This is a genomic window from Hyalangium gracile (assembly GCF_020103725.1).
GTDB lineage: Bacteria > Myxococcota > Myxococcia > Myxococcales > Myxococcaceae > Hyalangium > Hyalangium gracile.
The window spans coordinates 430,208-450,554 of the sequence record NZ_JAHXBG010000002.1 but is presented as its reverse complement, the minus strand read 5'-3'; the positions used below and the strand labels follow the sequence as shown (position 1 = coordinate 450,554).

Genomic DNA, 20,347 nt, shown 5'->3' with positions numbered 1-20,347 from the left:
GTGACATCCACGCATGACAGGCCCTGATGTGTCCGCGAGACGCAGCCTCCCCTGTGCATCCAGGAGGCTGTTTCTCTTCAGGCACGCTGGAATCACCCAGGCATGTCTCAACGCACCCCCTCGGTGGTTCAACTCCGCCTAGGCTGGAGGAGACAGCGCTCGTTCGGGAGCTGCTCACCGAGCGCCTGTCCCGGAGCTCCGGGCGGGCCATGCTCTGAGGTTTCACTCTCCGGGGCTGGGAGGGGGGCTGCCCCGGGGGGCTTCGTCGCCCCCAGTTGAGGAACAAGGATGTCCATGAAGAGGAAGAACCCGCTCTCGGCGATGATCGTCGCGGGAGCCATGGCAGGGCTGAGCGGTTGCTCCCAGTCTCCCGCGCAGGAGGCAGAGTCGCTGGTCGCCGCCTCGCGGCGGATGGATGCCCCGCTCCCAACCACCGTGCAGGGCCCCGCGCTGCTCAAGGACATCCACACGCGGCCTGTCGGCTTCCCCGAGCTCGGCTGGAGCTCCGCCATGGCGAGAACCCTGCCCTCGGGCTGGACGCTCGCCACGCTGGAGGATGAGCTCACCGGGCAGGAGCTGTGGATCACGGACGGTACCGCGGCGGGCACCACGCTCCTGAAGGAGCTCGCTCCGGGGCCGTGGTCCTCGGCCGCGAAGGGCTACACCGCGTTCAACGGAGCCATCTACTTCGGCGCCGAGATCGAGTTCGGGCTGAGCGCCCTGATGAAGACGGACGGCACGACGGCGGGCACCGTGGTGGTCAAGTCCATCTCCAACCTGGAGGAGCCCGACGACGAAGCCTTCTCGTCCATGGTGAGCGCGGGAGGAGCGCTCTACTTCCAGCATCACGAGTCCATCTGGAAGAGCGACGGCACCGAGGCGGGGACCGTCTCCCTGCGCAACCTGCTGCCGTCCACGGTGGACTTCTTCGACTCCGGGCTCGTACCGCTGGGCAGCTCGGTGTACTTCGTGTTCGAGGACAGCGCTCAGGGCGCGGTGCTGTGGAAGACGGACGGGACGGCGGCTGGCACCCAGCTCGTGAAGGACCTGCACCCCGACGCCAATGGAGGCGTCGCGGGAGCGCTCGTGCGGGTGGGGCAGGAGATCTACTTCGCCGCCGGCGAGTTCAATCGGGAGCTGTGGAAGACGGACGGGACGGCCGCGGGGACAGTCATGGTCGGCAACTCCTTCAACGGGTCCGTCTCCCAGCTGACGGCCGTGGGGAATCGGCTCTTCTTCCAGGGCGGCCCCAATCTCTGGCGGACGGACGGGACGCAGGCGAGCACGCTGCAGCTGCTGACCCGGACCCCGAGCTCGATGCGGGCCGTGGGCGGGACGCTGTTCTTCTCCGCCCAGGACAATGAGGGACGCGAGCTCTGGAAGAGCGATGGAACGGTCACGGGGACGAGCCGGGTGAAGGATCTGTTCCCGGGTTCGGAGAGCGGCAATCCGGGGCTGCTGGGCGAGCTGAACGGGCGCCTGCTCCTGCTGGCGGCGCCGGGGGAGGGACGGACCGGCCTCTGGAGCAGCGACGGAACCGACGCGGGCACGGTGCTGCTCGCGGAACGCCCCGAGGCGTGGAGCGCCTTCTTCTCCACCAAGCCCGTGGTCTCCCTGGGCACGACGGCGCTCGTCGAGATGCCGGACTCGAATGGAGGGAAGCTCGCGACGTTCCGCACGGATGGGACCGCCGCGGGGACGACGGAGCTGGGGAGCGTGCGGACCGGGACGAAGGGCTCCCAGGTCACCGCGCTCCAGCTCGGGGTGGCGGGGAACAAGGTCTTCTTCCAGGCCGAGGAGGAGAATGGCCACGCGGTGTGGGCGAGTGACGGGACGCCTGCGGGCACCGTCCGGCTCCGGGGCGGCTTCACCGCCCAGGTGGACGACGCCCGGGGCGTGGGCTCGACGTTCTTCTTCGTCGCGGCGGATGACACCCATGGCTACGAGCTGTGGAAGAGTGACGGCACCCCCGGTGGCACGGCGCTGGTGAAGGACATCGGTCCGGGCGACGCGAACGGCTCTCCCTCCAGCATGATGGACCTGGGGGGCACCCTCTACTTCAGCGCGGACGACGGGACGAACGGGCGGGAGCTGTGGAAGAGCGACGGCACCGAGACCGGCACGGTGATGGTGCGGGATCTGGTCCCCGGTGGGAGTGACAGCTACCCGCAGGAGCTCGTGGCGTTCAATGGTGCCCTGTACTTCTCTGCCTCGGACGCGGACTTCAACGAGGCGCTGTGGAAGTCGGACGGCACGTCGGCCGGCACGGTGAAGGTGACGGACGCGGACGTGGAGCAGCTCCTCGTCGGTGGCAACAGCCTGTACTTCATGGCCAATGAGACGGCCGAGGGCGAGGGCCTGTGGAAGAGCGACGGCACGGCGGCTGGCACGGTGCTGGTGCGCAACGGGCTGGATGAGGTGTTCAACCCCGTCTGGGCGAACGGCAGGCTCTACTTCATGGCCTACGATGCGACCCATGGCTTCGAGCCCTGGGTGAGTGACGGCACGGAGGCAGGCACCCGGGTGCTCAAGGACATCGCGGCCGGGAGCCAGCCGTCGTTCGGGGTCGGCTTCACGCCGATGGGCAACCAGGTGCTGTTCACCGCCCGCGACGACGCGCACGGCTTCGAGCTGTGGAGGACCGACGGCACCGAGGCCGGCACGCAGCGGGTGGCGGACCTCTGGCCGGGCCCTCGCAGCGGCATCCGCATCAACCCCAGTGACGACGAGTTCAATGCCCCGTTCGAGGTGGTGACGCTGAGCGATCGAGGGATGGCGGTCTTCGCGGGAATGGAGGAGACCGGCGGGGTGGAGCTCTGGGTGATGGACGGCCAGGGGGGCCCCTACCGCTATGGGGATCTGGCGCCTGGCGCTGTGTCCTCGAGCCCCACGGGCTTCGTGGTGGTGGGAGGCCAGCTCTTCTTCCACGCCGGGGACGCTGCCTCGGGCCGCGAGCCGCGCGCCGTCCCTCTGCCGACGCGGGCCGAGGTCGACAAGACGCCGCCCACGGTGACCTGCCCGAGCAATGTGACGGCAATCACCTTCGATGCGCAGGGCACGAACGTGGAGTACCCGGCTGCCACGGCGAGCGATGCGAGCGGCGCGGTGACGCTGACCTACAGCCATCCCTCGGGCACTCTCTTTGCCACGGGCGAGACCCAGGTGACGGTGAGGGCCACGGACGTCTCGGGCAACGCGGCGCAGTGCAGCTTCACCGTGACGGTCCGGCTGGAGACGGACGAGAGCGGGGACGACGAAGGCTGCGGCTGCTCGAGCCCGGGAGCCGGAGCGGGGATGGGCTGGGGGCTCCTGCTCCTGGGCCTGGCCTCGCTGCGTCCGGGGCGCCGCTCCGCGACGAAGTGAGCAGGGCGCGGAGGCATCCGGCTGAGGCAGTGGGATAGCTGGAAGGCCCAGTGGTCCCGGAGTGCGTCAAAGCCTCCGGGACCGGCCCTGTCGGGCGGCCGCTGGGCGAACTGGTATGACAAGCAGACCAGTTCGCTGACGGTTCGCTCACAGGGGGCCTCCCTGGCTGGGCAGTTCTAGCCCTGGGCGCGCCCGCCCGGCCCGGGTTGGGTGGAGGCCGCCCGGACCGTCTCCAGCATGGAGCCCAGGCCCATGCTCTCCACCCGCTCCTGCAGGTAGCTCATGCAGTCTGTGAGCAGGGGAGGCGGACTCCCGGTACCCAGCTCCTTCGCGTAGAGCTTGAGGGCTCGCGCGAAGTTCTCGGCGAGCCGGGCCTGGAAGGGCACCTGCGGCTGCATCGCCAGGAACATGGCCCGTACCGCCTCCAGCACCTGCCGGAATGCTCCCTTGGTGGAGGGGAGCTGGGCTTCGATCGTGGCCAGCAGCCGCTGGCGGCGCTCGAGCAGCGCCGGTGGCTCGGGCTTGAGCGTGCTCAGCAGCGTTTTGACTTCCTGGGGCAGCTCCGGCGGGATGTCTTCGGGCTTGAACATGGTGGGCTCCTGATGGGAGGGCGGGGCGCTCGTGGAGGCTCAGGCCAGGCCGTAGCCGCTCATCGTCATCTGCCGCAGCACCTGGATCAGCTGGAAGATCTGCCAGACCTGCTGCATGGCCGGCATCGAGGCCGGCTCCGGCTGGCTCACGCTCGGGGGCGCCTCCGCCGGGGCGGCGGTGTTCTTGGTGTACGACGAGCTCATGTCCGCCGGGTTGTGGCGCGTGCTGAGCTTGGTGATGCCGTGCTTCTCCAGCTCGACCAGCTCGCCCTGCTGGGTGATGCCGTCGCCGTTGCGGTCCTCCCAGATCTTCAGGCCCTTCAGCTCCGAGCCCTTCACCGTGCCGTCACCGTCCTTGTCGAAGTAGTGGGACAGCTTCTCGTAGCCGTTCGCGAACGTGTTCTTCCCGTTCAGGTCCACGTGGCCGAACAGCTCCTTGCCGCTGGTGATCTTCCCGTCACCATCCGTGTCCCACACGAGCATGCCGTCGCCGCCCTTCTGCGCGTCCCACGCCTTGGTCCACTCGTTCTCGTTCTGGTTGCCCCAGAAGTACAGGGGCTTGTTGCCGTTCGTACCGTCGCGCTTGAGCTCGCTCACCAGCTTGCCGTTCGGGTCGCGGAACTCGGCGCGCATGCCGCTGCCGAGCTTCAAGCCCATGTCGCCGCCATTGGCGTCCCAGGTCTTCTTGTTCGCCTGCAGCTTCTTGAGCTGCTCCGCGCTCAGCGTCTTGACCAGCTTGCCGTCCTTGTCGAACACCTGGGCCGTCGTGCCCGCGGGCAGCTGCGGAGCCCCATCCCCCGGGCGCCGATTGTGGCTCTTGGTCGACCACTGGCGATCCTGCAGGTTCAGGTCGAAGCCCTTGACCGTGTTCCCCTCCAGCTTGCCGTTCCCCTTGATGTTGCTGCCGGTGATGTCGGCCTGCCCGTTCCCGTTGAGATCCAGGACGATGGGAGACTGCTGCTGCGTCGTCGTGCCGGACTTCCTGTCGAAGAAGACGTCCCACATCTGCCCCTTCTGCGTGCCGGGGGGATTGGTGGGAGGGCACTTCGAGGGCTGCTGCGGTGGAGTGCCAGGAGTGCCAGGGGTGCCAGGGGTGCCAGGCCCCTGTCCGCAGCAGCTCTGGAAGCACTGCAGCATCTGGAGGCAGCAGAGGAGGTCGCCCAGCATGTTGAGGCAGGGGTTCTGGGGCTGGCGACCACAGGCCTGGTTCAGCTGCCCCAGCACCGAGGTGGAGAAGATGGACCCGCTGAAGGAGAAGCTGGCGAAGCCCGTGCCATGCTTCGAGGAAGCGCCGTAGGAGTTCTGGTACGGCAGGGAGGGGTTTCCGCGATTATTGATGTACATGGTGATGTGCCTTTCTCCGGTCAGGCCCGGGTGGTTCCGAACTTGATGCGCTTCTGCAGCTCCTCCTGCTGCCGCGCCCGAGCCTCGGGCGTCGCCAGCGAGAGGGAGACCTCTTCGACTGCTCCCAGCAGCGGACCCATGCCCGTGGCCTCGATGTGGTCCCTCAGGAACATGAGGCAGTCGGCGATGAGCGCGGGCAGCAGCTTGGGAGTGGTGGGATCCTTCAGGTAGCTCTCGAGCGCCGCGGAGAACTCGCGGGCGAGATGGGGCTCGAAGGCCGCCCCCGGCCGGGTGGACTGGATCACCACGCGCATCCGCTCCACCAACGGCTGGAGCGTCCCCTGGGCGGAGGCGGCGAGCGAGTCGAGCTCCGCCAGCAGCAGCTTGCGATCCTCCTCGAAGGACTCGGGTTCGTGCTTCAGGTGGGCAAGGACGACCTTCACCTCGTCCGGCACGTCCTTGGGGATTGGTTTGCGCATGCGGTCTCTCCAGCGGGCTCCCCAAAGCGGGGAGCCCTGTCAGGCAGAGACAGCGATACCGGAGCCCGCGGGGGAAGGCTGTACCCCGCGGGACGTAGGCGCAGTGCCCCCTCCGATCACCAGGTGAAGGTGTCGCCGCTGCGGCTGAGGTCGCCCGGGTTGATCTGCGTGACGTAGCGGATCATGCGGCCCCAGTAGACATCCTCGGCATAGACGGTGTGCATACCCTGGTACGGCCCCTTCATGGCCGCCATGCCCGAGGCGTGGTCGATCCAGCCGGCCCCCCAGCCGCTCGGCTCCTCGGGGCGCATCGTCGCGATCAGCAGCCCGTCGTCGTCGTACATGTTCACCCAGTGCTGATCACCGCGCGAGTTGCCGATGTACCAGTACTCTCCGTCGACGGCGGCGCTGAAGGCTCCCCACTCCTCGTGGAGCCTGACGCGGACCCTCTCCGAGCCATCCCCTTGGTGGAGCGTGGCGACATAGTTGTTCGTGATGCCACCATGGAGCCCCTGCGCCCGGCTCTCGGCCGTCGAGCCGAGCGTGAGGAACGAGGTGCCGCCCGGGATAGAGCGGATGAGCGCCTCCGCGTACCCCGTGGCGGACGTGTCCGCGGGCAGCACGGTGTACCGGTCCGCGAAGCGGTAGATCGGGTTGTAGTGCGCGTCGAAGCCGCTCACCGGGATGACCACGGCGCCCTCCTCGGGCGCGGTCCCCGCCAGCCACAGATCCCCGTTCTCGGCGACCCACACGTGGTAGTTCGCCGCGACGCACTGGGAAGGGAAGGAGCGGAAGGTGACCTCGGTGGCCGTGTCCACCACTCCATCGCCCGAGCTGTCCGCCCACTCGAAGCAGCCCTGGCCGGGCAGGGTGTTGTCGTCCGGCCCCGTCCAGCCAGGGCCGATGGCGGCGGCGCGGCGCATCCCGGTGTCTCCCGGCTCGAGCAGGTAGACGGACACGCCGCCTCGCCACCCATCCGCCGTGTAGAACAGGAAGTCGCGCTGGATGGGGCCCTGGGGTGTCTGGATCTCCAGCCGGCGCCGCTTGGAGGCCGGGTCGACGAAGGCGTTGTCGGTGGGCGTCCAGTTGTGGCTGTACCTCCATGTGCCGGTGACCGGGTTGCGGGTGTACTGGCGCGGCCCGCTGAGGACGACATTCGGCGTCCCCAGCGCATCGTCGACGAACGGCGCGGAGATGAACTCGCTGCTCATCGACAGCCGCAGCGTCCCATTGGCGTTGAACCACTGCAGGCGGTGGTTGCCGATGTCCGCGACGACGTACTGGCCCACCGCGTCCACCGCGAGCCCCGAGCGCGAGCTCAGCCGGAAGCGGTCCGCCTGCATCGGGCCAGGGGTGGCCTGGCCTCCGCGATCCAAGACCCAGGCGCCCGTGATGGCGTCGTACTCCCGCACGCGGCCGGTGCCGTGCTCGGTCAGCAACAGCCGGGTGCCTCCGACGCCCAGGGAGATGGCATACGGATCGGACAGGAAGTGGATGGCCTGGAGGGGCGTGCCCCAGTCCGCATCGGTCGGCAGCCCCGCGCGGTACTTCGTCACGCGGCTGCCCAGGTGGGCCACCCACACGTCACCGCTGGCGTCCGCCGCGATCCCCAGGGGCTGGACCACGGCGAACGAGCCGATGAACGTGCCCGTGACCTTGTCGTAGCTCTCGACGCGATTCTCGCGGTAGTTGCTCACCCACACGCGCGTGGCGTCGACGGACACCCCGTTCACTCCCGCGAACCAGCGATCCTCCTCCGTCGTCGCCCGGCGCCGCGTCCCCGGCTTGGGGTTGGGCGCGGCCGGGTTGATGGCGATCTCTCCGTCGGTCACACCCGTGAACCCCATGAGCAGGCCATCGCTGGCGCGGTAGCGCCGGATCACGTTGGCCATGTCGTTGGACACCTGCTTCCACTGGGCCACGTAGGCGAAGTCGCTGTCCGCGGCGACGGCGGTGCTGAGCTTGGCGGGCACTCCCCACAGCGGAGTGGCGTCGGGCTTGTAGCGGCGCAGCTCCATCTCCGGCTCGGACCACGAGCTGACGCTGTAGAGGTGGCCCGAGGGATCGTACGCGAGCCCCAGGGCCAGGTGCGGCGCGTTGGTGAGCCCATGGGAGGGGTTGCCCGTGTTGCCCACGCTCCCGTCATCGTACGAGCTCGCCCGGCTGACGACCGCCTTCCACTTGTAGGGGCCCTTGGGCTGCGGGTTGCCGTAGTCGTCCTTGCCATCCCAGTAGAGCGGCCGCCCGTTGCCCGCCGCCACGGGCTCCCGGTTCTTCAGCGTGCGCACGAGCCTGCCGACGTCGTCGTAGATCGCCGCGCTGAGATAGCCACCGAGGCTGTCGTCGATGGTCCCCACCTGCGTGTGGTTCGGCGGAAGCTCATCCGGGATGATCGTGGGCGAGCTCACCGGCACGCCGAACAGCTCCAGCCGCGTCAGCACCTTGATGTGCCCCGGCGAGGCGGCCTGCGGCAGCGTGACGCGCACGTACCGCGCATCGCCATTGCCGTTGGCGGTGCTCCACGTCAGCGAGGGCGCGTAGTCCGTCGAGGGCAGGCTGCCGTTGAAGACGGTGTGGTAGTGGAGGTCATCCACGGAGAGCTCGACCTTGAGCGCGGAGGGCGTGTAGCCCTCGCGGCTGTAGCCGAGGCGCAGCCGCTCCAGGGCGTAGGTGCCCGAGAGCTGGATGCGGAACGCGGCGCCCTCGTAGTCCAGATCGAGCTCGGTGTTGCTGTCGTCGCGGTCCGGCTCCGGCGTCGTGGCCACCGGATCCTCCGAGAGCAGGTTACCCGGGGCGCGCCGGGAGTGGTACCAGCCCCAGCCCGCGAGCGGCTCGAGCCTGGCCCCTCCGGAGCCCTCCTCGCTGATGGGGTAGTGACGGGTCAGCGGCTTGGCGTCGGTCGAGTAGACCGACAGCCCATCGAGCCACGCGGCCACATCGCCGGGGGGCGCGAACACCTGCACCCGCACGAAGCGCCCCCGCACCTCCGGGAACGTCTCGGTGGCGATGGCCCGGGTGTTGTTCGTCACATCGGCCACCAGCGTGTTGACCGCATTGGTCGGATCGTCGCCGACCCAGATCTTGTAGCCCCCGGCGCGCAGGTTGCGGTTTCGGGAGCGCAGGCGCACCTGGTGGACGCGCTGCTCGTTGCCCACGCCCAGATCGAGCTGGATCCACGCGGCGTCCGGGAAGCTCCAGTAGTTGTGCTCGTTGGCGCCGAACTTCGTGTCGAGCTGGTGGGCACCCACGTTGTACGGCGTGCTGGTGGTCATCCGGGTGCCCGGCCAGAACACCAGGTTGACCTTCTCGCTGTAGGGGTAGGACGGAGTGGTGGGGCGCACCTCGCCGATGGCGATCTCCGACAGGCCGTTGAAGCCGCCGCCGATGACGGTGGCCGAGAACGTCACCCACGTCACCGTCTTCGCGTCGAAGATGATGGCCTTCAGCGCCCCGTCCGCGGGGATGTTGGTGACGCTGATCGTCGAGCCGTCGCTGAACGTCAGCTGGCCCTCGATGATGTTGCCCCACGTGTTCACCAGATCGTAGAGATCGATGGAGTCGATGGTGCGAGCCGTGGCCCACTCCAGCTTGATCCACGGCAGCGAATAGCCGTCGGAGGCCCACTGGCCGGTGCCCTCGAGCCCGATGATCCCGTCCACGGCCTTGCAGCCGTGGTGAGCGACTCCATTGCCATCGGTGTAGACCGACGAGACGGTGATCTCTGCTTCGGGGGCGATGTTGTTCCCCGTGGGGAGCAGGGGGCAGCTCACGGGCCCCACCGGTGTCTGGGCCTCGGCCTGGAGAGGCCACGCGGCGCAGAGGGCCAAGAGGACGAGCAGGATGGAGAGGCCCGGTGCTCTGGGCGGTGACGAGGGCATGGTGTGGGCTCCGTGGGTGAGAGGGATCCGCCCGCACCTATCATTTCAACGAACCGCGCAATGTGAGATCCAATACAGTCCGCGCCCGCGAAGGAGACGAACATGTCCGCTGTACGGTTGCGACAGAACAATCTGTTGATGGTGCTGGTGGTGCTGGGCGCGTCTGGCATTGCCTGCAAGGCGAAGGAGAGTCCCCCCGGTGAGGCCTCGAAGCCTCAGCTCTCCGAGGGCGGTACCGCAGAGGTGCCATTCGATGTGAATGCCATCATCCGGCAGGCGCACTTCTCCTATCGGCCGGAGCAGGGCGGCTGGGAGGGCGGGCACTCCTCCTATGAGGTGAGGGCAACGCCTCGGGGCCACACCCTGACGCCGGTCCATACCCGCTGGAGTTCGGAGCTGGAGGAGCCGGAGCAGCCCGGAGCCTCTCTGGCGGCGAGGCCGCCTCCCACGGTGGAGGTGAAGACGGGGACGCCGATCGTCCTGCGCACGGCCAGGGTGTCGCGGGGGCAGCAGCGCCTGAGCGTGGAGGCCCCTCGTGGCCTGGTGGAGAAGGATGGACACCTGGCCTTCGCGCACGGCTCCGTGGTCGAGCACCTGCGCAACAACGAGCAGGGCGTCGAGCAGTCCTGGAGCTTCGAGGCTCCGCCGGCCGGCGAGGGCGAGCTTCGGGTCGACATTCCCGTGGAGGGCCTGGCCTACAAGGGCTCCTCCGAGAGGGGCCTGCACTTCGCGGACGCCCGGACGGGCTCTGGCGTGTGGTACGGCCATGGCACCTGGGTGGATGCGGAGGGGCGCCGCACGCCGGTCCGCGCCGAGTACGCCAACGGTCAGATCCAGCTGCGGGTGCCCTCGGAGGTGCTCGCCGCGTCCGCATACCCCGCGGTGCTCGATCCCCTCGTCTCCACCGAGATGATCATCGATGGCCGGCTGGCGTACGAAGACAACTTCCATCGGACCCATCCCTCGCTGGCCTTCAACGGGACGAACTACCTCCTCGTCTGGCGGGACTCGCGCGGGGCGCTGGTCCGGCTCTACGGGACGCGCGTCTCGAGCACGGGAGCCGTCCTCGATCCCTCGGGCTTCGTCGTGAGCAATGGACCCGGTAACAAGACGAATCCCGTCGTGGCTTCCAACGGGACGGACTTCTACGTGGCCTGGGAGCAGAGCTTCTACAACTGGACGGTGCGGGGGACGAGGGTCACGGCCTCCGGTGCCGTGTCCAATCCAGGAGGGGTTCCCCTCGGCGCGCCCTCGGGTCAGGACATCTGGACCGATGTGGCCTCCAACGGGACGGACTACCTCGTGGTGTGGGCCCGGGGTTCCAATCTCCAGGTCGAGGGGGACGTCTTTGCCAGGCGGGTGTCGAGCATGGGGGTACCGCTGGGCTCTGGGGAGATCTCCATCGCGACGGATCCGGCCTACATCGAGACAGCCCCCTCGGTGGCCTCGAATGGCACCGACTATCTCGTGGCCTGGCAGGACGAGCGGAGTGGCTCCTCGCGTGTGTATGCCACGCGAGTGTCGAGCGCGGGCGCGGTGTTGGATGGAACGGGCTTCGCGCTGTCGAGCAGCTTTTCCCAGAACCAGGCCCAGCATCACGCCACCGTCGCCTCCAATGGAACGGACTTCCTGGTCACCTGGTTGGACTTCCGCAGCGGTGTGAGCTTGGATGTCTATGGGGCACGCGTGACGAGCTCCGGTACCGTGGTGGATGCTACTGGCCTCGCCATCACGGCGACGTCCACCCAGGAGGAGAGGGATCCGGTCGCGAGCTCGAACGGCTCGGACTACTTCGTGGCCTGGTCTTCGTGGGACACCTCGGTCTCGCGGTTCCAGATCAAGGGGAGCCGCATCTCCGCCTCGGCGTCCGGCTCGAGCGCGGTGCTGGATGTTCCCGCGCTCGAGCTCTCATCGCTCGGAGGCGCCTTCAGGTACGCAGACCTGGCGCCGGCCGGCTCGGGCTATCTCGCCGTCTGGGAGGGCTATGGGGATACGACGAGAGAGAAGGAGCTCTACGGCGTCTGGGTCACCTCGTCCGGAGGGATCTCCGACGCCGGTAACTTCCCCGTGCTGGAGTACTTCTGGCCCCCGCTGTACCAGGTGGAGCCGGACATCGCCTCCAATGGGAACAACTACCTGGTCGTCTGGACGGACATCGCGGGCGCCTCCTCGGCCATCTACGGCGCGCGGGTGACGCGTGAGGGCGGAGCGATCGACGTCCCTCCGCTGGTGATCGGGCTGGCTGACCGGGAGCGAGGCACGCCGGCGGTGGCCTCCAACGGGACGGACTACTTCGTCACGTGGAGGGACTTCCGCAACATCAACTGGGACATCTACGGTGCGCGGGTCCTCGGCTCCGGGGCCAGCTCCAGCGCCGTCGTGGATCCGAGCGGGATCTCCATCTCGACGGATCCCGCCTTCCAGAACGCGCCGGACATCGCCTCCAACGGGACGGACTACTTCGTGGTGTGGCGCAAGGACGTGGGCGGCCCGGCCAACGTCCACGGCGCTCGGGTGACGAGCGCGGGCGCGGTGCTGGATACCAGCGGCATCGCCATCGCCACCAGCTCCGCGGACCACTACACGCCGCGGGTGGCCTCGAACGGGAGCAACTACCTCGTCGTCTGGGCCGAGAGCCAGGGCACCACGAGCTGGGATGTCCTGGGCAGGCGGGTGTCGACCGCGGGCGCGGTGCTGGATACCAGTGCCATCGCCATCTCCACCGCGGTGCGGGAGCAGTACGAGCCGGACGTCGCCTCGAATGGGACGGACTACTTCGTGGCGTGGGCGGACTACCGCTCGGGCAGCAACCACGACATCTACGGAGCGCGTGTCTCCGGTGGGGGCGCGCTCCTGGACGCGGCAGGGCTCGCGCTGTGCACGGATCCCGTGCAGCAGTACGTGCCCAAGGTCGCCTACGACGGCACGAACTACGTGGCCGCCTGGCCGGACTACCGCTGGGACAGCTTCTGGGACGTCTTCGCCACCCAGGTGACGAGCACGGGCACGGTCGTCACACCGAATGGTTTCTCGGTGTCCTACAACGTTCGTGAGACGGAGCCTCATGTGGCGCTGGCGTCGGGCGGCGGCCAGCAGTCCTTCCTGGTCTTCTCCCGCCATGACGCGGAGCCGAGCACGACCACGGACAACCGGCGCATCCGAGGGCAGTTCATCTCCTTCTGATTGCGCTAGAATGGGGGGCAGGCCCGGCGACGCGGAGGGTTGAACCCGCTTCGCGGGCCATCGTGAGGCGGGGCACCGTGCCAAAAGCAGTCAAGAACCTGTTCTCCCTCGTGGTCGCGGTGGCCGTCATCGCGGCCCTCTATGTCGCGGTGAAGGTCGTGCCCTTCTACGTGGACCACATGGACGTGGTGGAGGCGGTGGACGCCGCCTTCAACCTCGCGGCCCAGACGGGCAATGACGGGCAGCTCCGCGCGGAGATCCGCTCGCGTACCGGCCGGATGGGCACCCATGTGGAGACGGACAGCTGGGGCGTGGAGCATGTCGTCCCGGGGCTGGGGCTGACGGACGAGCAGATCGAAATCGAGCGCAGCAAGATCACCGACGATGTGCGCATCGAGGTGAGCTACCAGCGTGAGGTGGAGTTCGGCCTCTTCAACGCCGTCCACGTGCTGAACTTCAGTGCCAGGAAGGAAGGCGTGCCCTCGCCTTGAGCGCCGTGTCCAGGCGGCTCCGGCTCTTTCTCGTCGGGCTCCTGCTCGCCAGCCCGGCGGCGCTGCTCGCCTCGCCCGTGGACTCCAGGCCGCGGCGCGGCCCTGTCCTGAGCGGGCACGTCCTGGACAAGGACTCGGGGCAGCCGATCGCCGGAGCCGAGCTGACGTTCGTCGCCAACGAGGGGCGCTTCATCGTCAATGTCGAGAGCGTCGCCGAGGCGTCGGTGAGCAGCGACGCGCAGGGTGCCTTTCAGGTGGGCGAGCTGTCTCCGCGGCTCTATGGGCTCATCGTCAGCGCGCCAGGACACTCGAGGAAGTACACCTCGGTCCAGGTCCCCAGACCCGAGCACCTGACCCTCGAGCTCGAGCGCACCGGACGCCTGGAGGGACAGGTCGTCGACAGCGCCGGCGCCCCCGTCCCCGGAGCCGAGCTCTGGACGCGCCATCTCGGTGGCCTCGCGGCGGACCCTCTGCCTCGGACGGATGCCCAGGGGCGCTTCTGCGTCGACGTCGACTCGGGCGCCTACAGTCTCGGCGCGAAGGCCTCCGGGGTGGCGGGGCTGTACGAGGGCAAGGTGACGGTCGCCCGAGGCGGCCGGGCCCGTGGGCTCCTCATCCGGGTGCGGCCCGCGGGGAGCCTGTCCGGGAAGGCCTTCCTGCGCTCCAGCCAGGAGCCCCTCGTCGACGCACTCGTCGAGGCGCACCACGCTGACTCGGGCTGGCGCCACAGGTCCCGGCTGGACGCCAGCGGTGGCTTCCTCCTGGAGGGCTTGCTGCCTGGCAGGTACTCGCTCCGCTTGAGCCGGCCCGGGCAGCCCGAGCTCACTCGCGGAGAGCTGCTCGTCGAGCCGGGCCAGCGGCTCACGGTGGAGTTCGCGCTGGAGCGGTGGGCCACGCTGGAGGGGAACATGACGGACGCCCTGGGCCGACCCTTGGAGGAGGTGCATGTCCAGGCGGTGCCGCTGGGCAGGTCCGAGCTCGAGCCGCAGTGGCTGGGGCGCACCTCGGACGAGAAGGGCCACTACCTCTTCAAGATGCTGCCGCCGGGGAGCTATCGGCTCGAAGCCCGGCATGCCATCGGAACCCCGTCGTTCTCCCGCGAGCTCACCCTCCGAGAGGGAGAGGTGGCTCGCGCGGACTTCGCCTTCCCGGTGGCTCGCGGAGAGGTGCGGGGAGTGGCTCAGCGCCCCGGCGGTGGTCCCCCGCGCCATCAGTCCATGGTCATCGCCACGCTCGGCGAGCATTCGAACCCCGAGATGGCCTTTCCGGACGACTCGGGCCGGTTCTCCTTGAAGCTCCTGCCGGGGACCTATCGGCTCTCGGCGAGCTATGTCGACCTGTTCGACGAGGCTCCGGGGCGCACCGTCACCGTCCGGGCGGGAAAGGTCTCCCAGGTGCGGCTCACGCTTCCGGACTCGGGAGTGGAGACGCGAGGCCTCGTCCTGAACTCGTGGGGAGAGCCCGCGGCGGACGCCTCCGTCGTCTTCGAGAGCGATGAGCTGACCCTGAGAGAGAGCACCGATCCCAGAGGCCGCTTCCTCCTCAAGGCCAGCCGGAAGAAGACCGGGCTCATCGGCACGCTCCGGGTCGAGTGCGATGAGGAGACGGCGGAGCTCCGCGGGGTACGCCTCGGAAGCACGGGCACCGTCGTGCGCCTGGTGAAGGCCGCGGCGCTGTGAGGTAGGGCTCGGCTTGACAGGGTCGAAGCAGGTCGACCAGCGTCTGCTGGCAACCCGGGCCCTGCCCGGCACACGGAGCTTCAGAGAGAGCCATGACCGACGCCGAGGCGCAGTCGCAGGGACGCAAGCTGCTCACCGCCGTGGAGCGCATCATCGCGAGCACGGACAGCCTCATCGCGCTGTCCCAGGAGCACCTGCGCCTTGCCCGCGAGCAGCAGCTGGACGGTGAGGACGCGACCCTCGCTGCCGCGGCCGAGAGCGTGATCAGCCACTTCTCCCGGCGCACGGCCATCGCTGGCGGCCTGGCCTCGGCGCCCTCGCTGGTTCCGGGCCTGGGGACGCTGGTGGCCTCGGTGGGCGGGACGCTCGCGGACATGGCCCTGGGGCTCAAGTTCGAGGTGGAGATGGCCCTGGTGCTCAGCCACCTCCACGGCTTCGACATCTCCCGCCCCGAGGAGCGGCAGCTCGCCTTCCTCATGGCCTCGGTGGGCACGTATGACACCCGCACGGGCAGCAACTTCCTGGCCGACATCGCCCGAGCCCAGGGCGTGGCCATGTGGAACTACACCCCTCGCGAGGTCTCCAAGCTGCTGGTGAACGTCCTGGCCGGGCTGGTCCTCTTCAAGCTCTCCAAGGGCCTGCTCATGCGCGTGCTGCCGGTGGTGAGCGTGGCCGTGAGCTTCACGGTGAACCGCACGCTCACTCGCCGCGTGGGCGCCCGGTGCCTGGGGGATCTCCAGGCCCGGCGGGTGATCCTGGCGGAGCGGGAGGCCCGGTCCAGGAAGGGCGAGGCGCCGCCCGCCAGCGCCGAGCCCCAGGCGAAGGCCGAGCCTCGCAAGGCCCCCAGGGCGAAGAAGGGCACCCAGGCGCGCAGGACTCGAAAGGCACATTGAGCCCGATGGACGAGCACAAGAACCCCTGGAAGACCCTGTCCTCACGGCAGGTGTACGACAACCCGTGGATCCGCGTGAGGGAGGACCAGGTCATCAACCCCTCCGGCTCGCCAGGCATCTACGGCGTGGTGAGCTTCAAGAACACCGCGGTGGGAATCGTCCCCGTGGACGCGGAGGGCTACACCTACCTCGTCGGGCAGTTCCGCTACCCGCTGGACGCCTACTCCTGGGAGATCCCCGAAGGTGGCGCTCCGAAGGGAACCGACGTGCTGGAGTCCGCCCGGCGAGAGCTGAAGGAGGAGACGGGCTTCACCGCCGCCCGCTGGACCCACCTCTGCCGCATCCACACGTCGAACTCGGTGACGAGCGAGGAGGGCTTCATCTTCCTCGCGGAGGAGCTGACGGCGGGCTCGCTCGCCCTGGAGGAGACGGAAGACATCACCGTGAAGCGGGTGTCCCTGCAGGAGGCTGTGCGGATGGTGATGAACGACGAGATCACCGACAGCATGAGCATCGCGGGGATCCTCAAGGTGGCGCGGCTGAAGGGGCTCTGAGGCGCCGCGTGGGCCTGGGCGAGAGGCAGGCCGCTCAGCACACCCGGAAGGGCAGGGCAGCGCGTGCCGCTGGTGTCTCCAGGGCGACAGCGCGCGGGCGCCTGCCGGTCGAACCTGGTCCGAACTGGTCTGCCTGTCATACCAGTTCGCTGCGAGTTCGCGCGCGCCAGGTCCACCCGAGCCGCACGGCCAGGAACCAGACGAAGCCCGCCAGCAGATCGATGGCGTAGTGGTAGCGCAGGTACACCGTCGACAGGACGAGCCCCACCGCCACGGGGAGCATCCACCGGAAGCGGCGCGGATGCTCTCGCCGATCGTGCTCGAGCAGCACGCAGGTCATCAGCACGTGGAGGCTGGGGAAGACGTCGTAGACGGCGCTCCCGCTCCGCACGACCCAGTCGTTCCAGGCCGTGATGGGGCCCCCGGTGAGGGGCACCGCGAAGCTCTCCGTCATCGCCTTCAGGGGGCCCACGGCGGGCACCAGCAGGTAGCCGGCGATGCCCGCCGGGAGCGCGGTGAACATCCACTCGAAGAGCCGCCGCCCCTTCTCGAGTGGCTGCCAGAGGGCGTAGGCGAGCGCGCCGTGGAAGTAGAGGTGGTACGAGAAGTAGCACGCGCTCATGAGCTCGGTGAGCCAGGGTCGGGCGAGGGGCTCGAGCAGCACGGCGGGAGTCGCACCCCACAGCGCGCGATCCAGCTCCAGCAGCAGCCCATCACGGGTCGGCAGCCCCAGCGCGGGCACCGCGAGCCGGGGGGCACTGAACAGCGCCAGGCCCACGACGTAGGCGCTCGCGAGCCGAACCTTCTGCAGGAGCACCCAGGTCGAGCGCCGGAGCACCACGAGGATCACGATCTGGAAGAGGGCGATGCCCGCGACCATCCCCGTCGCCGGATGGAGCGGTCCGGCGCCAGCTCCGAGCCACACGAGCAGGCCCAGGGTGAGGAGCCCTTGAGCCACCTCGTGCGCCCAGAGCCGCGACGGCTCAGCCATGGGCGGACAGATCTCGCGCCTGCTCCCGGTGTCCCAGCGAGTGCAGCACCCACTGTCGTACGAAGGCGAAGTACGAGGGGATGAAGGGCGCCCCCTGCGCGGTCAGCTCCTCCTTCAGCAGCGCATGGAGCCGCGGCAGGTTGTACCAGGGCACCCGAGGGAAGAGGTGGTGCTCGAGATGGTAGTTCTCGTTGCACATGAAGAAGGTCGTCACGGGGTTGGTGAGGATCGTGCGGCTGCCCCGGATCGGGTGGTCGGGCTCGGGAAGGAGCGTGTGCTGGCTCATGCCCCGGATGTTCACCAGGGTGTTGATGATGATCATCGGGATGACCCAGCCATGGAGCAGCGCTCCACGTGGCAGCGGCGCGGCGACGGCCAGGGCCCCGAGTCCGAAGACCGCGGCCACCTCGAAGGCGATCCACCCGCGCTCCGAGGCATTGCCCTGCCGCCACCCCAGGATGGGGATCATCGTGATGTAGGCGGGATAGCCGAGCAGGAGCCTGCCCCAGTTCATCAAGAAGACGAGCCACGGGCGCCGCGTGTAGTTCGTGTAGTGATCCGGATCGTAGCCGCCGCCCAGATCGGCATGGTGCCGCAGGTGCAGCACCTTGTACGCGGCGAAGTTCTGCAGCACGGGCCAGGCGCACACCGCGCCGAGCGCCCGGTTCCATCCGAGATGGCGAGAGAGTGCTCCATGCACGGCCTCGTGAGTGAAGAGGCTGATGCCGTGCAGCGAGGCCGCCGCGAGCAGGTAGAGTGGGGCGCGCGCGAGCCATCCGAGCGCCCCCGTCAGCTGCTGCGCCAGCAGCGTCAGCGCGGTGGCCGAGCCCAGATAGAGGAGCGCGAACACGACCAGCCGGGTCAGGTGCCGATGCTCGATCCGCTGCAGCTCGTTCAGCTTTTCCGCCGGCAGTGAAATGGCGCGCATGGTGGAGTTCTCGCGGCCAGCGTGGCACGCGCTCCCTCTTTCGTCGAGGGTGCCCCATGCTATAGCGGGACGTGATTACGCCGCAGTGGGGAGGAACGGAAGTTGAGTCGGCTCAAGTTCGCGGTTGTCCGCGAGGATCCCGAGCTGGAAGCACAGCTCGTGCGCGCCACCGGAGCCCGCTCCGTGCTGATCGTCGCCTCGGGCGGCTGCACCGCGCTCTCCTTGAAGCATGAGTTTCCCCACCTCGATGTGGTGGCCTTCGACTTCAACCCCGACCAGCTCGCACACCTGCAGGCCAAGGCGGCAGCCGTGGAGCGGGGCGAGCTGAGCCGGCTGAACGTGGGGGACGCCTCCCGCGCCGGGCTGAACCAGTGCGGTGCCTTCGAGGGGCTCTTCCGCACGCTCCGCGGCTTCCTGCTCGAGTTCGTGCTGACGGAGGAGGAGCTCCAGCGCTTCTTCGCGCCGGACACGCCGCCCGCGGACCGGCGCGCGCTCCTCGAGCGCTGGTGGGCCTCGCCCTACTGGCCCGCGGCGTTCGCCGTCACCTTCGTGGATGGCTTCCTCCACGCGATGTTCGGCCCCGCGGCCACGCAGCACGCAAAGCCCGGTTCCTATCCCGGCTACTTCCAGCGTGCCTTCGAGCGCGGGCTGGCGCGGGCCGATGGTCCCCGGAATCCCTTCCTCCAGCACGTGCTGCTCGGGTGCTATCGGCCGGAGGATGCCCCCACCTATGTCCACGCGGGGCGGGCGCTGCCGGTGTCCCTGCTCGAAGGCCCGCTGCTGGACGTGCCTCTCCTCGAGCGCTTCGAGCTCATCCACCTGTCGAACATCTTCGACTGGTCGGACGACTCACTCGTCGCGACCTGGGCGGAGCGGTTGGTGCGCGATGCGAAGCCGGGAGCACGCATCCTCCTGCGTCAGCTGAACAATCAACGCCCTCTGCGCCGCTTCTTCGAGCCCGGCTTCGTCTTCGACGACGCGCTGAGCGCGAGCTTCCTCGCGCGGGATCGCAGCCTCTTCTACGAGCGCTTCGAGGTCGGCACCAAGGTAGAGCCGCGATGAGCCGTGTCCGCTTCGTGGTGACCGACGCGAACGGGATTGCTCCCTATGTGCCGGAGCTGCGGCGCCTGGAGCAGTCGATCCTCTATCCCATTGGCGATGGCGCGGATCACTTCTTCATCGATCACGGCCCGGAGTACCACCCGTTCTTCTCGGGCCTGGGCGAGGCCCGCTTCCTCCTGGCACTGCGCGGGGAGCGCGTGATCGGCTCCATCGCGGGGGTGATGCGGGATGTCTCCGTGGGCGGCCGTGAGGTCCGCGCGCTCTACCTCTGCGATCTCAAGGTGGCCGCCGATGAGCGCGGCCAGGGGCTCTCGCGCCGGCTCATCCAGACCGGACTGGGGGAAGTGATTCGCGCGCGGGAACTGCGGCAGACGCGCTTCTTCTACGGGGCCGCGATGCGCGGAGCCCAGGGAGACGTGATGCGCACGGCCCAGGGCGTGCACCCCTTCAAGCTGAGCAACGCGGGCGTGCGGCTGCAGCTCTACTTCGCCTCACCCGAGGCCCTGGCACGGCTGGAGCTCGACGGAGCGCCTCCGCCGCCGCGCTCTCCAGGGATGGTGCTGGGCCCGGCTGGGAGCGTGGAGGGGCCAGGGCTCCGCTCTACGGCGGGGCGCAAGGATCTGCGGCTCGTCTCCACGGGGCAGCCCTGGCCGCTCGTCCACCTGCCGCTGGGGCCCCAGGCGTGGCAGCCCTCGTGGGGCGCCTACCTCCGGCGGTGCGGAGAGGAGATGGTGCGTCGCGGCCTGCCCGGCAGCGCCTGCTTCGCGATCGACGAGCGCCTGAGCGAGCACCTCTCCTGGCTGTCCGCCCAGGGCGTCACCCCGGGGGCCGTCTGCACGGTCTACTCGCTGAGGCTCTCTCTGCGGCCGGCCTCCGTCACGTGGGTGCACATGCCCACCTCCGAGATCTGAA

The 20,347-nt window shown here is 68.9% G+C and carries 14 protein-coding genes; 8 read left to right on the top strand and 6 right to left on the bottom strand.

The genetic code is table 11. From position 1 onward, the window contains the following. Positions 1-294 precede the first annotated feature (294 nt). Positions 295-3,363, top strand: a complete 3,069-nt coding sequence (locus tag KY572_RS05445) for an ELWxxDGT repeat protein (protein ID WP_224241132.1) — start codon at positions 295-297, stop codon at positions 3,361-3,363. Positions 3,364-3,539: 176 nt separating this feature from the next. Here the strand turns inward: KY572_RS05445 and KY572_RS05440 are convergent, their stop codons facing one another. From KY572_RS05440 to KY572_RS05425, 4 genes are all read right to left on the bottom strand, one after another. Beyond that, positions 3,540-3,953 (bottom strand): hypothetical protein, encoded by a 414-nt coding sequence (locus KY572_RS05440; protein WP_224241131.1) that lies wholly within the window; start codon positions 3,951-3,953, stop codon positions 3,540-3,542. 39 nt (positions 3,954-3,992) lie between these two features. Then, on the bottom strand, positions 3,993-5,297 hold the full coding sequence (locus tag KY572_RS05435) for an EF-hand domain-containing protein (RefSeq protein ID WP_224241130.1): 1,305 nt from the start codon (positions 5,295-5,297) through the stop codon (positions 3,993-3,995). Positions 5,298-5,317: 20 nt separating this feature from the next. Beyond that, positions 5,318-5,776, bottom strand: coding sequence for a hypothetical protein (locus KY572_RS05430; RefSeq protein WP_224241129.1), 459 nt, complete (start codon positions 5,774-5,776; stop codon positions 5,318-5,320). Positions 5,777-5,892: 116 nt separating this feature from the next. Further along, positions 5,893-9,654: a DUF7402 domain-containing protein gene (locus tag KY572_RS05425; RefSeq protein WP_224241128.1), complete on the bottom strand. Its 3,762-nt coding sequence runs from the start codon at positions 9,652-9,654 to the stop codon at positions 5,893-5,895. Between the two features lie 102 nt (positions 9,655-9,756). Between KY572_RS05425 and KY572_RS05420 the strand changes: the two genes are divergently transcribed. From KY572_RS05420 to KY572_RS05400, 5 genes are all read left to right on the top strand, one after another. Continuing rightward, complete coding sequence (locus KY572_RS05420; RefSeq protein ID WP_224241126.1) at positions 9,757-12,837, top strand: RHS repeat domain-containing protein; 3,081 nt, start codon at positions 9,757-9,759, stop codon at positions 12,835-12,837. Positions 12,838-12,914: 77 nt separating this feature from the next. Continuing rightward, positions 12,915-13,328 carry a hypothetical protein gene (locus KY572_RS05415; RefSeq protein ID WP_224241124.1) on the top strand — a complete coding sequence of 138 codons (414 nt, stop codon included), beginning with the start codon at positions 12,915-12,917 and terminating at the stop codon, positions 13,326-13,328. Positions 13,329-13,333: 5 nt separating this feature from the next. Beyond that, positions 13,334-15,007 carry a carboxypeptidase regulatory-like domain-containing protein gene (locus KY572_RS05410; protein ID WP_224241505.1) on the top strand — a complete coding sequence of 558 codons (1,674 nt, stop codon included), beginning with the start codon at positions 13,334-13,336 and terminating at the stop codon, positions 15,005-15,007. 92 nt (positions 15,008-15,099) lie between these two features. Continuing rightward, positions 15,100-15,900 carry a hypothetical protein gene (locus KY572_RS05405; RefSeq protein ID WP_224241122.1) on the top strand — a complete coding sequence of 267 codons (801 nt, stop codon included), beginning with the start codon at positions 15,100-15,102 and terminating at the stop codon, positions 15,898-15,900. 5 nt (positions 15,901-15,905) lie between these two features. Then, positions 15,906-16,454: an NUDIX domain-containing protein gene (locus KY572_RS05400; protein ID WP_224241120.1), complete on the top strand. Its 549-nt coding sequence runs from the start codon at positions 15,906-15,908 to the stop codon at positions 16,452-16,454. 136 nt (positions 16,455-16,590) lie between these two features. Here KY572_RS05400 and KY572_RS05395 read toward each other — a convergent pair whose 3' ends face one another. Together KY572_RS05395 and KY572_RS05390 are read right to left on the bottom strand one after the other, a co-directional pair. Beyond that, complete coding sequence (locus tag KY572_RS05395; RefSeq protein WP_224241118.1) at positions 16,591-17,445, bottom strand: phosphatase PAP2 family protein; 855 nt, start codon at positions 17,443-17,445, stop codon at positions 16,591-16,593. After that, the gene (locus KY572_RS05390) at positions 17,438-18,373 is read right to left on the bottom strand and encodes a fatty acid desaturase family protein (protein ID WP_224241116.1); all 936 of its coding nucleotides are present in this window, start codon (positions 18,371-18,373) and stop codon (positions 17,438-17,440) included. The genes KY572_RS05395 and KY572_RS05390 overlap by 8 nt, the downstream gene beginning before the upstream one ends. A 102-nt stretch (positions 18,374-18,475) precedes the next feature. Here KY572_RS05390 and KY572_RS05385 point away from each other — a divergent pair, with 102 nt between their 5' ends. Both KY572_RS05385 and KY572_RS05380 read left to right on the top strand, forming a co-directional pair. Further along, positions 18,476-19,435: a DUF3419 family protein gene (locus tag KY572_RS05385; protein WP_224241114.1), complete on the top strand. Its 960-nt coding sequence runs from the start codon at positions 18,476-18,478 to the stop codon at positions 19,433-19,435. Beyond that, positions 19,432-20,346, top strand: coding sequence for a GNAT family N-acetyltransferase (locus KY572_RS05380; RefSeq protein ID WP_224241112.1), 915 nt, complete (start codon positions 19,432-19,434; stop codon positions 20,344-20,346). The genes KY572_RS05385 and KY572_RS05380 overlap by 4 nt, the downstream gene beginning before the upstream one ends. Position 20,347 lies beyond the last annotated feature (1 nt).